Here is a 13,315-nt window from a genome sequence, read left to right on the forward strand (position 1 = left end):
CTACAATGAGCAAGTTAAAGATTAAAACAAAGGAAAGACGATTTGAGACAGCCAGGGATTTATACGGAATCTTTTTTGAAGACATTAACCGTGCCGGAGACGGAGGACTTTATCCGGAAATGCTTCGAAACAGAAGCTTCGAAGATTCCGTTTTACCGGAGGGTTATATACAGCAGGAGGATGGCATCTATGTAAAAACCGTATCCGGATGGCTGGATGAGTTTTGCAACGGAGAAGGCTTATGCCGCTGGGTAAAGGGCAACAATATTCCGGAGACAGAAATACCGGCATGGTATACACACAATGCAAAGATGGAACTGGAACTGACGGATACCCTGAATGAACATCGGGACGCAGCTCTGCGTATGCAGTTTGAAAAGGACGGATCTCTGACTAATACCGGTTACTGCGGTATATCCGTAAAGGCTGGAGAAAGTTACTCTTTGTATTTATTTGCAAAAGCAAAGGAAGAAATAGGACTGGACGTAGCGATCGAATACCAGGGAAAAGTACTGACTGGAAACAGTCTGGTGGTTTCCGGTCAGGAGTATACAAGATATGACATGAAGCTGACAGCAGCTGAGGATTGTCACGAGGCACAGCTTACTATTTCCTGCAAAGAAGGCGGAGAGGTTCTGCTGGGATTTATTTCACTAATGCCTGACAATACCTACATGGGGCATGGACTCAGAACAGATCTTGTAGAAAAGCTTAAGGGAATGAGTCCAAAGTTTATGCGTTTTCCCGGAGGCTGTATTGTGGAAGGAACGACACCGTCCACAGCGATGAGATTTCGGGATACGGTAGGTCCGGCATGGGAAAGACCCAGTAAGCTGTTTGTATGGCATTACAGAAGTACATTAGGACTTGGCTTTCATGAATATCTGCAGCTTTGCGAGGATCTGGGGATGGAGCCCCTGTATGTATGTAACTGCGGAATGACCTGTCAGGGAAGAAAGAGTGTCCTTCTGGAAGGAGAGGCTCTTGATGAAATGGTACAGGATACACTGGATGCCATTGAATATGCTATCGGCTCTAAGGAAAGCAAATGGGGAAGGCTTCGTGCTTCTATGGGGCATCCGGAACCCTTTAAAATGACCTATCTGGAAATTGGTAATGAAAACTGGGGGCCGGATTATGAAAAGCGATACAACATGATTTATAAGAAGGTAAAGGAACTGTATCCCCAGATTAAAACCATAGCCAATGAGCATGTAGAGAAAAATGGTTGTCCTGCCGAGTGCGTGGATGAACATTTTTACAATACAACAGAGTTCTTTGCAGAACGTGTAAATTATTATGATGACTACGATCGTAAGGGACCAAAAATCTTTGTAGGAGAGGTGGCTGTAAACGAAGGCAACTATATGGGACAGTTGTATGCGGCTTTGGGAGAAGCGGCTTTCCTTATGGGTATTGAGAAAAATCAGGATATCGTAACATTGGCCTCTTATGCTCCATTATTTGAAAATGTAAATTACAGAGCGTGGTATCCTAATCTGATTCGTTTCAATAATCATCAGAGCCTTGGAATTCCTACTTATTATGTCTGGAAAATGTTCGGTCAAAATCGCGGAGAATATGTGGTGCGATCCGAAGATGAGGGAGGACGTGTTTATCGTCCGAGAACCGGAATGGCATCTTTAAAATCCAATAAGGAACTTCGCTTCAGAAATCCCATTTGGAATGGAGAAGAAGCAAAGATTACTCATGAATTAATGGGACATGTGCAGGATACAGAGGATGGCCGCCTGCTTCAGCTTCCGGATGAGGAGCAGAAAAAGGAATTTCACAGTATTCTGGAATGGGCTGATGAGACCAAGAGCTTTGTGGTATTTGGAGAAGAAGACCAGACTTATGGAAGATTTGAGACCGATATTTTTGTTGAGGAAAATGCTTACTTCGAGTTGGGTATATTCAGTGCCAGGGTGGTTCGTTCCTATTATGAGGAGCAGCTCGTGATTACGGCCGGAGTGGAAAAAGAATGGGATGCAGCTCTGGTGCGTCCGTTCCTTTGGAAGGTTAATGGAGGACAATGTTCACTGGAAGAGTTTGGCTATATGCATGACAACAAGCTGACTGAGGACTTTGCTATTTCAGTAAAACCGGGAGAATATCACCGCTTTGGATATGAAACGGACGGAAAACAGATTCGCCTGTATGTTGATGGTGAGCTTCAGAAGGAAATTTCGATTCCCTACGGACCTGCTTTTGTTTCGGTAGTAACTGACACCAAGGACGAAATCATTATTAAGGCGGTTAATTTTGCAGGAGATGTGGATCCGGTTTCCATTACACTGGACTGTCAGGTACAGGGCGACTATACCGTAACACTTCTTAGCGGTGAAAAGGGGGATGAAAACAGCTTTGAAGAGCCGGAGAAGGTGAAGAATATTACCGTGAATATGCATGGCGCTTCCTCAGAGTTCGTATACGAGGCACCGCCATATTCTGTCAGTGCTTTGCGATTGAAGAAGTGCGAAGCGTTTTAGAGGTTGACGCTGAATAGAAGATAAGAGAATAGAAAGACAAATTTTATGAATTTACTGGTAAAAGACAAATGTTTTTATGAAAAAATGGCAGTTATCGCCATTCCGATTTCCTTGCAGAGCATGATCACCATCGGTGTCAATATGACCGATACCGTCATGGTGGGAATGCTTGGGGAAACCTCGCTTTCTGCTACGGCTCTGGCTAATCAGTTTGTGAATATATACCAGATCTGCTGTATGGGAATCGCCATGGGAGCCAGCGTGCTGACCTCAAGATTCTGGGGAATGCAGGATATTACTTCTCTGAAAAAGACCATAACCCTGATGCTGCGGCTTTGCATCGTACTTGCGGTTCTGTTTATGCTGCCAACCATATTGATCCCTCAGCTGCTTATGAGGATGTATACTAATGATAGTGTGGTAATTGCGCAAGGAGTTCAATATTTTAAGTGGATGGTATACTGCTATTTTCTGCAAGGAATGACCATGACCTGTACGATTGTGCTTCGAAGCGTCGGACAGGTGAATTTTCCACTCTTTACATCCATAGGCTCTTTTTTTGTAAATATACTGTTCAACTATATGTTTATATTCGGTAAGCTGGGAGTTCCCAGGATGGAAGTAGAAGGCGCAGGAGTGGGAACACTGATTGCCAGAGTATTTGAATTTTTGCTGATATGTGGATATTTTTTGTTTGTAGATCGCAAGATCGGCTATCGACTGAAGAATTTGCGGATGAAATGTAATTCCCTGATTAAGGATTATGTTTCTATCAGCATTCCGGTATTTGTTTCGGATTCACTGCTTGCTCTTGGTACTTCAGCGGTAGCAATGGTTATGGGAAGAATCGGAACGGGATTTGTATCGGCAAATTCAATAACAGTTGTTACACAGCAGCTTACGACCGTGATAATTCAGGGAATCTGTCACGCCAGCTGCATTATGACCGGTCACACATTGGGCCATGGTGAACGGGAAAAGGCACAGCAGCAGGCCTGGACATTCCTGATTCTTGGCCTGGTAGTGGGCATTTTAGGCGGAGGTCTGATCAAGGTATTAAGCAGACCCATTATCGGACTTTACAATATAACACCTGAAACGGCTCAGATTGCCGGTGAGCTTATGGACGCCATCGCATTTATTGTTATTTTTCAGTCTATGAACAGCATTCTGACAAAGGGAGTGCTCCGTGGCGGTGGTGATACGAAATTTCTCATGGTGGCAGATATTATTTTTCTGTGGGCTGCGTCATTGCCCCTTGGAATTCTGGCGGGGCTGGTATGGCATCTGGATGCTTTTTGGATCTATGTTTTTCTGAAAATAGATCAGATTTGTAAATCGATATGGTGTGTATTCCGCTTGAGGAGCGGAAAGTGGATAAAAACTTTTTCAAAGGAGAAAATGAATCATGCACAGTAAATTAGGCAATTACATTACATCCATTATTTTTTGACCCTGTTAACAAAAAGACATAAGAACGGCCTGAGAATACAGCCACAGATGGCTCTGAATAGTTATAAATTATAGATAGGATGTCAAAAAAGTTTTGATGGGTGGCTGGATAAACTGTAAACCAGAGCAAAATATGGTCAAAAAATTATCGACATCCGACCTCGCACATGTTATATATAAGTAATCTAATAAGAAAACAGTGTTATCATTACTGCATTGCTAAATGAGAATGGTAGCCATAAATATGAATTCGCAGGAACGGTAGAAAAATCAATGATTTCATTGACTTATCTTAACTCAAAATAATATAGGTTTCCAACGGGGACTCGAGCTCCTAAGCACTAGATGTGGGTTCGATTCCCGCACGGGACGTCCTATCAAAAGCGGAATGTATTAGAAAAATTTCTAATATAATTTCCGCTTTTTTGTTTTTTCAGAGGGAAAATGGAATGGAATATCAGCTAATACGGAAAGAATCCTATTAGCCGCTATCTAATAAAACGCACTGCTGGTATAATAGCTGGAAATAAATCGAAATTCTAATAAAAGAGAAAAGCCAGCTGTTTATTTGAGAAAGTGGATGTAAATTCAAGCTCCGATAAGAAAAAAGAGGAAGGGAAATATCCGGCGGTAATCTGATATTTTAGTTTTGTCTTCCAGCTCGGTCCTCGCTTATATTTGTCATAGACACATGTCTTGAAAAAATGATAGCGGAACAATATGTTGCTGTGATATAATAAAGTATTCGGAATATTTGGAAGAGAATGAAGAGAGGATATGAGTGAACGACATGAAGAAAACAAAAGAAGGAGTTAATTTGAAGAAAAAGAAATTCCTTAGACTGAAGAATACAGGTAGTATCCTTGTGCTTCTGGGGCTTTTGATAATTTTTGTAATAGCACTGTACACATTTATCCTGCAAAGTTCTTACACTAAGACCGCCCTTGATACAGAAATTGCGCGTGATACAGCGAGTGCAGATGCAGTACACAAACTTGTGGATGGAAGAATCGGCAAAGAAGATTTTGATCAAATCAAAGATCAATCTGATGAAAAGAAGCAATTATATAAGGATATTTCTTCATATTTCAATGAAATCAGAACACTGAATTCTACTCGATATATTTACACCGCTACAAAAAATGAAGAAGGAAAATTCGTTTATGTGGTAGACGGTTTGGATTCGGATGCGGATGATGTAAGACACCCTGGAGATTATATTGAGGAAGAAATGGTTCCGTATATTGATAGGGCTATTTCTGGGGAGAATGTGTACTCTCAGGATATCATTGATACAACATGGGGTCCGATTTTTACGGCTTGCTATCCTGTAAGCGCAAATCATGATGGGACAGGAGAAATCATTGGCGCATTTTGCATTGAAATGGATATGCAATCAGCTTATGGAATGGTTGAAGAGACAAATCATATTTCCATCATCTGCGGTTTAGTCGCAGGAGCTGTATTGCTTTTAATTTGTCTATATACCTATTATGTTTACCAGAAAAGCAAGGCAGAAGAGCAAAAACAAAAACAATTATTAATGACCGCCGCTGAGGAAGCAGATGCTGCCAACAAAGCAAAATCTGCGTTTTTGCTTAGTATTAGCCATGACATCAGAACGCCGATGAATGCCATTATTGGATTTACAAACATTGCGCTTCACCAGAACAAGGTTTCAGATATTCATGATAGCTTGGAGAAAGTTCAAAAAAGTTCGAATCATCTTCTCTCTTTGTTGAATGACGTTCTGGATTTTACTCGCATTGAAAGTGGAAAAGTTACTATTTCGCCCGAGCCAGTGGACATTACTCAATTGATAGATAACGTCCAGACGATTATGAATGGACTTCTTTATAATCGAGATCTTAAGTTTGAAGTACATCGAGAAATCCCAAAGAACCCATATGTCCTTGCGGATGTTGCGCGTATCCGAGAAGTTTTAGTGAATCTTCTTGGCAATGCTGTGAAATTCACAAAGGACGGCGGAAAGATTACTTTGGATATCAGCAGTTACCCAGGAGCGGATGAGAAACATATCATAACTCGTTATGTTGTTCGAGATAACGGTATTGGCATGAGCGAAGAGTTCCAGAAAAAATTATTCGATCCGTTTTCACAAGAAGATGATGCTAATGCCAGAACTCAATATAAGGGAACCGGTCTTGGTATGGCCATCACAAAAAAATATGTGGATATGATGGGCGGTTCGATTGCTGTTGAGAGCAAAAAAGGTGTAGGTTCTACATTCACAGTGGAGATCCCACTGGAGTTGCCAGAACAGGTTATTCAATCAGAACAAAAACAACGTCTACATAGAGATTTGATGGGTATTCATGTTCTTATGGCTGAGGATAATGATCTAAATGCTGAACTTGCTACGATAATACTGGAAGATGCTGGTATGACCGTAACACGCGCATCAGACGGAAAAGAAGTTGTGGATTTGTTTAAAAATCATCCACGAGGCACATACGATCTTATTTTGATGGATATTATGATGCCAAACATGGATGGACACCAAGCAGCAAAAGCCATTCGAGCCCTAGGTATAGAGCGGTCCGATGCAGTTACGATTCCAATTATAGCTTTGTCTGCAAATGCTTTTATAGATGATATTCAGGAATCCCTGGATTCAGGCATGAATGACCATATTTCCAAGCCGATTAACATGGAGGAATTAACTGATACAATTGCTAAATACATTAAACGTGACACATGTTTGGCAAAGGAACTGAAGCAGAAACAAAATGACGGTATCTGAATCCGCAGATCCATGATACAGAAAAGAGGACGATGATGGAAGTTCCAGAAGGAGTGGACGCAGAGTTACTTGCAAAAAGTTCTCAGCAATCTGGAAATGGCTGTGTTGCTGACATCATTAGCAAAATCAATGCAAGGGGAACATAATTAAGATAAAGGCAGACCGGTGGAGAGCAAAATCTCTACCGGTTTTATTTATGAGATCAAATCAGAGCATGTGAGAAAAAGAGGTAAAATCATAATAGGAATTGCTGTGCCTGGCACAGATCGAATATCCGCAAAAATAGAAGTAAAAGATGTGTAGATTTTTTAAAAAAATTATTGACGTGAGGAAAACCACGTGGTATGTTTTTTGAAAAAAAGAGATTATTTTAAAGGCAAACCTGTTGAAAGGCAGGGTCGCAAAGCCAAAAGGGACTAAAGTCAGAAAACTTGACCATGTCAGCCGGTTGCCACTGTTTCCATATCATCATAATATATGGAAAAGATGTTTGAACAGAAGAGATTCCGATACCTTTTATACTATATAGATGTGTGATTTAAAAAAAATATAGTAGGGACACTGGCAGATTTTGGCAAGTGTCCTTTTTGTATGCAAAAATGGGTAACAAAACTAGCAGGGACAGGTTTTCTGTATACAGATAAAAGCAAGATGAAGAAGGCATAAGACGGAGAGAGGATTTTTATAAAATGAAAAATTATGAAGACAAAATATATTCCTTAGGTGAGACTGTAACGGGGCAGACACAGGCCATGTCACAGGCCGTACAGAAAACACTGGAAAATAATGGCGGGGTAGGTATAATGACAGGATCTTATGACCAAAACCTGTCTATTTTGTCTGTGAATAATCTGCTGTTGCATAGTACAGGATATACATTCGATACTTTCATGGAACAGACAAAAGGCTCATTGAGAAACTTCTTTTATGACGAGGAAGATATACTGGAGCGAGACCGTTTTTTGCAGCTTCACGGAACAGGGGAAGCACAGATCCTTGCAGCAGACGGTACAGTGAAAAATGTACGGCTTTGTAAAGAGGATGCGACAGATGAGGCGGGCAGACAGATCTGGGTTATGTCCGTACAGGTCAACTGGGATCATGTAAATTTGACACTGCTCAATGAGGCTATCTGTTCCGGCTTCTGGTATTTTGACTGTGACGAAAACAGTGAGATTGTGAATGCGAACTGGAGTCATGAATTCCGAAAAATGCTCGGCTATCATGACACTCTGGACTTTCCGAATAAACTGGAATCCTGGTCAGATCTTCTGCATCCACAGGATAAAGAAAGAGTAATGGTACAGCTTCAGGCGGCAATTAAGGATAAGACGAACCAGATAAAATACCAGGTAGAGTATCGTATGAGAATGAAGGATAATCAATACCAGTGGTTTCGGGCATCTGCAGAAGTAATACGCCGTCTGGATGGTTCTGCCAGCAGGATTGCCGGGATTTTTGTTAACATTGATGGGGAGAAAAAAGAAAGCATGCAGGCACAAAAATCTGCTGCTTTCCACCGGGCTTTTACGAAAGCAGATTTGTGCGAGTATTATGTGAATCTGGAAGCGAATACTTTTGATACCTTTAAGGTTGAACCGTCCTTGATGACCGTCTTTGAACAGAGTTATACGTGGGATGAATTGATTCGGCATTTTGTGGATTCCTATGTTGTGGAGACAGATAAGAAGGCGGTATCCTCTTTTTACGACCGTGGTTATATTGCAGAAAGGCTGAAGGGTCTGGAAACCGAATTGGCTTTAGAGTGCCGTATCACTCTGAATGGAGAAGAACGATGGGTCCGCAATGTGGTCATACGTGGCGAAATAGAGGATTCAGAATATGCCATGATCTTTCTGCGTGATATCACAGAGGCAAAGGTAGAGAGCGCACGGCATCTGCAGATGGCAGCGGACAATGCTTCCATGGAGCAGCTGATCCAGAGCATAGTGCGTCTGGTTGACCGCTTTGTTGTCTGTGATCTGGAAAATGACAGATATGAATTCTACAATCTGAATGGACAGATGATATATAAACCTCTGGGATTTTATCATGATTTTCAGATGCAGGTTCTTGAAAAATATAAGACACTGGAACCATTGGAAGCTATAGATATCCTGGTAGCCCCGGATAATATTCGGAAAAAACTGAAAAGTGAAAATGATATTTATAAGTTTGAGTATTGCAGCCTGGATGAAAAGACTTATAAAATCGCTTCTTATATTCCCTTGGAATGGAAGAATGGAAAGCTGGAAAAGGTATTGCTGGCATCCATGGATGTGACACAGGAGAAGAAAGCAGAGATTGAATCCCGTCAGGCACTGAAAGAGGCTTACCGGTCCGCAGAAAACGCAAATCGTGCGAAAACAGAATTCCTTTCCAATATGTCCCATGATATCCGGACACCAATGAATGCCATTGTGGGTCTGACGGCAATCGCAGGAGCAAATATTGAGAGTCAGGACAGAGTTATTGAATGTCTCAGCAAGATTACAGAATCAAGCCGTCATCTGCTGGGACTGATCAATGAAGTGCTGGATATGGCACGTATCGAAAGCGGAAAAATGACGCTGGCACAGGAAGATTTCAATCTGTCAGATCTGGTAGATAATCTTATTACACTTACGAAACCGGTGCTTGATGAACATAAACATAATTTTGATATACACATCAATCATATTGAACATGAGGCTGTCTGTGGTGACAGCTTGAGGATTCAGCAGGTATTTGTGAATCTGATGAGTAATGCGATCAAGTATACACCGGATGGTGGAAATATTACTTTTTCCATAGAGGAAAAGCCAAATGGATTTTCAGAACTTGGATGCTATGAATTTACGATTGAGGATAATGGAATCGGTATGTCACCGGAATTCCAGAAAATCATGTTTGATCCTTTCAGCCGTGCAGATGACCACCGGACAACCAGAGTTCAGGGAACCGGTCTTGGAATGGCAATCAGCAGAAATATTGTGAACCTGATGAATGGTAATATTAAAGTGGACAGTACCTTACATAAGGGAACCAGAATTACGGTAACAATTTATCTGGAGCTTCAGGAAAAAGAAAAAGAACAGGACAAAAATCTGATGAATCTGCCGGTTCTGGTAGTGGATGATGATAAGACATGCTGTGAAAGTACAGTTGCCACACTGAAGGAAATCGGTATTATGGGTGAATGGGTTCTCTCTGGCAGGGAAGCGGTTGAGCGCTGTTATGCACGGCATGAGTTGAAAGATGATTACTTTGCTGTTATTTTAGACTGGAAGATGCCGGATATGGATGGTATAGAGACTGCCAGACAGATCCGGAAACGGATAGGAAAAGAGATCACCATCATTGTATTGACATCCTATGAATTCAGCGAAATTGAAGAAGAAGCAAAGGCTGCAGGTGTAGATGCTTTTATTGCAAAACCGCTGTTCCGTTCCCGGCTGACGGCAACACTACGGCAGTTTACTTCAAGCAGAAAAGAAAAAACAGCAAGAAATTATCTGGAAAAGTTGTCAGAATCAGACTACACGGGAAAAAGGATTCTGCTAGTTGAGGATAATGAGTTGAACAGAGAAATTGCTGTTGAAATTTTGCAGATGACAGGGGCAGAAGTGGAAATAGCAGAAAATGGGAAAATCGCAGTTGAAAAAGTGGAAGCTTCTCCGGAAGGATTGTATGATCTTGTTTTTATGGATATCCAAATGCCTGTCATGAATGGTTATGAGGCAACTGCAGCAATCAGGAGCCTTCCGGGTGAAAAGGGAAAACTGCCTATTGTTGCTATGACTGCCAATGCTTTTGCAGAAGATGTACAGTTGGCCAAAAATACAGGCATGAATGGACATATCGCGAAACCGCTGGATATGGATAAGCTGAATGATGTTCTGGAAAACTGGCTGTAATTGCCTTCCTGGATGCATGGGAAAAGCAGCTAGGAAACATAGAGAGGGTTTTGTTATGACAGAAACTAAATATATATTTCCGAAGCAACCGCAGTCCATGGCAGTTTTGGCTTTCATAGCAGTGCTGATCATTTTGCTTCTTGTCCTAATTGTAATGGTACATATAAGAAGGAATTAAGATTGAGTTATTGGGGATTGCAATAATACCTTTAGAAATTGCTGTGACAACAAATAATTTTTGGGGATATGTCCTAGGTGTTTTTGGATTTGGCGTCGCTGTAGTTGGCTGTTTTCTAAAAGATAATCACTGATAACTTCTTGTTTGAAAAATTGAGAAAACGTAATATTGAACAAAAAAGAAATGCACAGTTCTTAGTTTATCGTGAACTGTGCATTTTTGTAAATAAATACTTTTAATTAGCCGATTACGGCATCCTCTGCTGTAAAATGTTCCAGAGAATTTTCTTTTACCTGAATGCAGATATAAGTAATTCCAGAAATATCGGATGCAAAAAACTGACGCTTTGCAGCAGGTGCGATTTTTAGCCAGTCTCCAGTTGAAAGGCTAATTTCTTCTCCATCAATTATGGCTTTGCCGTTACCTGAAAGAATTCCATAGATTTCTTCATTTTCTTTATGAGAATGAACAAATGGGACATTTGCTCCTGCAGGTAGTTCGTTTAAACTGATTTCTGCACCTGTTAAAGACAACTTTTCATGCAGCTCAATTCGGTTTTCCTTTCCAATAGTTGTTTTTGTGTAATTTGCCATAATAATACCTCCATAGTTAATTTGTAGTTTCTGGTTGCTTGGTGTTAGTATAGTGTGAGACACATACAAAAACAAGTACGCACCTTTTTGTAACTGTACACTCAAAATCGAATGTGTTACAATAGCCTCGGAGGTGAGAATTATGCGAGCAAAAGAAGAATTACCGGAATGCCCAGTTGCAACAGCAGTATCTCTTATCGGAGGAAAATGGAAACTGCTGATTTTGCGTAACTTGAAAGAGCGTCCATGGAGATTCAATGAGCTACAACGAAGTATAGATGGTATTTCACAAAAGGTTTTGACAGATAGTTTACGACAAATGATGAGTGATGGGTTGGCATATCGACACGATTACCATGAGCAGCCACCGAGAGTTGAATACGGCTTAACGGAACTCGGAACAAAAATGCTTCCAATTGTTAATTCACTTGCTGACTTTGGTAACTACTATAAATCAATTATTGAACAGAATTAAGTACGTTAGTATTTGAAAAGCTCGAACAATTCCAGTTTGCCGAAATATATTTCTAACTTTCCCTATTTTACAGGCTTTCCAGCCTGTGCATTAGCGAAACGATATGTATTTTCCCTTATTTTTGCCCTTATGAGATAATCGTAAGGGAAATAAGGGAAAGTTTTATTTAGTCGTTGCCTGCCACCTTATCAAGTAACCTTGCAGATTCCCGCTTGGCTTTTCTTGTAGAGTGTGCATAGACATTCATGGTGGTACTGACATCTGAGTGTCCTAACAGTTCCTGCACATCCTTTGGTGCTGCTCCATTTGCCAGAAGGTTGCTTGTGTAGGTGTGTCGCAACTGGTGAAAATGAAATCCTTCAAATCCATCCAGTTTCTGAGCAATCTTCCTGCAAACAATTCCTAACGTGCTTGGCAGTTCCAAACTTCCATCCGGTCTTAAGCAGACAAAGGATATTTCCTTATAATCTTCTGGAACATTCTCTGTTCCGTCCAGATGATAGAACTCATAGTAAACTCTGTTTTTGTCTTTTACTTCTCTGTAGTAGTTTTTGTGGTAAAGTTCTCCGTACTGCATTCGGTTTTTAAGTTGTTCCTTTCGGGCATTGCGAAGAATCTCTGCCAGTGTATCTCCAAAATCAACAATCCTTACCTTTTTTCGTTTGGTTGGTCCGATGATATTCTTGTGCCTTGAACCATCATATCGGATACTGCGTCTGATTGTAAGGCACTGTTCTTCAAGATTTACATCCTGCCATGCCAGACCACAGGCTTCACCGATACGAAGTCCTGTATAATAAGCTATCTGGATTGGAAGTATTGCCGGTGGATTGTAATCCTGTAGAAATTCAATCAGTCTTTCATAATCCTCTCGTGGAATTGGCTGTATATCGCCATCCATGTCATCATCAGAAAACAGGTCAACCTCATCCGTCTGGTATTTCAGCTTAATATACTGCATCGGATTGAAAGTGATATATTGCTTTGGTGATACTGCAAACCGGAATGACTGCTGTAATACTGCCGAGAAAGAACGAATGTAATCTTTGCTGTAACCTTTTCTTTCTGAACCATCTGGATAAGTGCCACCAAAGGAAAGCAGATCGAAGAAGGCTTGTAAATGCTCAGATGTTACATTTTTCAACTTTCTCTCTGAAATTGGATGCTTCTTGATGTTGGTAATTGCACCGAGGTAATTCTGGACTGTCCCATTACTGAGAGTACCGGTCTTTAATTCTTCCTCTGCCCATATATCAAGTAATTCTCCAACTGTAATATTTTCCGACTTTGCAATGAAATTTTTGCTTTCGTAATCGTCCATTGCCTGACGGAGCAGTTTTTCCGTTTCACTTTTGCTTTCTGTTCCAGCGTATTCTTTCTGAACTAGATTGCCGCTTGCATCTTCTACATAGAAGCGGTAGTACCATTTCTTTCCTTTTTTTCTTACAGATCCTTTTGCCATAAT

General features: G+C 40.9%; 7 protein-coding genes and 1 riboswitch. Of the genes, 5 read left to right on the forward strand and 2 right to left on the reverse strand.

Translation table 11 applies throughout. The features are described 5' to 3' along the window. Positions 1 to 5: 5 nt before the first annotated feature. From AB5706_RS09860 to AB5706_RS09875, 4 genes are all read left to right on the forward strand, one after another. The gene (locus AB5706_RS09860; RefSeq protein ID WP_173774131.1) at positions 6 to 2,492 is read left to right on the forward strand and encodes an alpha-L-arabinofuranosidase C-terminal domain-containing protein; all 2,487 of its coding nucleotides are present in this window, start codon (positions 6 to 8) and stop codon (positions 2,490 to 2,492) included. Positions 2,493 to 2,537: 45 nt separating this feature from the next. Beyond that, the gene (locus AB5706_RS09865; RefSeq protein WP_173774130.1) at positions 2,538 to 3,911 is read left to right on the forward strand and encodes an MATE family efflux transporter; all 1,374 of its coding nucleotides are present in this window, start codon (positions 2,538 to 2,540) and stop codon (positions 3,909 to 3,911) included. 823 nt (positions 3,912 to 4,734) lie between these two features. After that, positions 4,735 to 6,708 carry an ATP-binding protein gene (locus AB5706_RS09870; protein WP_233456113.1) on the forward strand — a complete coding sequence of 658 codons (1,974 nt, stop codon included), beginning with the start codon at positions 4,735 to 4,737 and terminating at the stop codon, positions 6,706 to 6,708. A gap of 365 nt (positions 6,709 to 7,073) precedes the next feature. Then, positions 7,074 to 7,164: riboswitch (cyclic di-GMP riboswitch) on the forward strand. A gap of 233 nt (positions 7,165 to 7,397) precedes the next feature. Continuing rightward, on the forward strand, positions 7,398 to 10,604 hold the full coding sequence (locus AB5706_RS09875; RefSeq protein ID WP_368366044.1) for a response regulator: 3,207 nt from the start codon (positions 7,398 to 7,400) through the stop codon (positions 10,602 to 10,604). A gap of 417 nt (positions 10,605 to 11,021) precedes the next feature. Here AB5706_RS09875 and AB5706_RS09880 read toward each other — a convergent pair whose 3' ends face one another. Then, positions 11,022 to 11,375: a cupin domain-containing protein gene (locus AB5706_RS09880; protein ID WP_004614173.1), complete on the reverse strand. Its 354-nt coding sequence runs from the start codon at positions 11,373 to 11,375 to the stop codon at positions 11,022 to 11,024. Positions 11,376 to 11,517: 142 nt separating this feature from the next. Here AB5706_RS09880 and AB5706_RS09885 point away from each other — a divergent pair, with 142 nt between their 5' ends. Next, positions 11,518 to 11,850 carry a winged helix-turn-helix transcriptional regulator gene (locus AB5706_RS09885; protein ID WP_008373705.1) on the forward strand — a complete coding sequence of 111 codons (333 nt, stop codon included), beginning with the start codon at positions 11,518 to 11,520 and terminating at the stop codon, positions 11,848 to 11,850. 166 nt (positions 11,851 to 12,016) lie between these two features. Here AB5706_RS09885 and AB5706_RS09890 read toward each other — a convergent pair whose 3' ends face one another. Further along, positions 12,017 to 13,312, reverse strand: a complete 1,296-nt coding sequence (locus AB5706_RS09890; protein ID WP_173770546.1) for a tyrosine-type recombinase/integrase — start codon at positions 13,310 to 13,312, stop codon at positions 12,017 to 12,019. Positions 13,313 to 13,315 lie beyond the last annotated feature (3 nt).

Source organism: Ruminococcus sp. RTP21484sp1_RTP21277st1_D2_RTP21277_210401 (assembly GCF_040924225.1).
Lineage (GTDB): Bacteria > Bacillota > Clostridia > Lachnospirales > Lachnospiraceae > Blautia_A > Blautia_A faecis.

What these genes read in the sequence shown, in the direction of transcription:
- AB5706_RS09860 (WP_173774131.1), top strand. Translation starts at nt 6, where the DNA reads ATGAGCAAGTTAAAGATTAAAACAAAGGAAAGACGATTTGAGACAGCC.
- AB5706_RS09865 (WP_173774130.1), top strand. Translation starts at nt 2,538, where the DNA reads ATGAATTTACTGGTAAAAGACAAATGTTTTTATGAAAAAATGGCAGTT.
- AB5706_RS09870 (WP_233456113.1), top strand. Translation starts at nt 4,735, where the DNA reads ATGAAGAAAACAAAAGAAGGAGTTAATTTGAAGAAAAAGAAATTCCTT.
- AB5706_RS09875 (WP_368366044.1), top strand. Translation starts at nt 7,398, where the DNA reads ATGAAAAATTATGAAGACAAAATATATTCCTTAGGTGAGACTGTAACG.
- AB5706_RS09880 (WP_004614173.1), bottom strand. Translation starts at nt 11,375, where the DNA reads ATGGCAAATTACACAAAAACAACTATTGGAAAGGAAAACCGAATTGAG.
- AB5706_RS09885 (WP_008373705.1), top strand. Translation starts at nt 11,518, where the DNA reads ATGCGAGCAAAAGAAGAATTACCGGAATGCCCAGTTGCAACAGCAGTA.
- AB5706_RS09890 (WP_173770546.1), bottom strand. Translation starts at nt 13,312, where the DNA reads ATGGCAAAAGGATCTGTAAGAAAAAAAGGAAAGAAATGGTACTACCGC.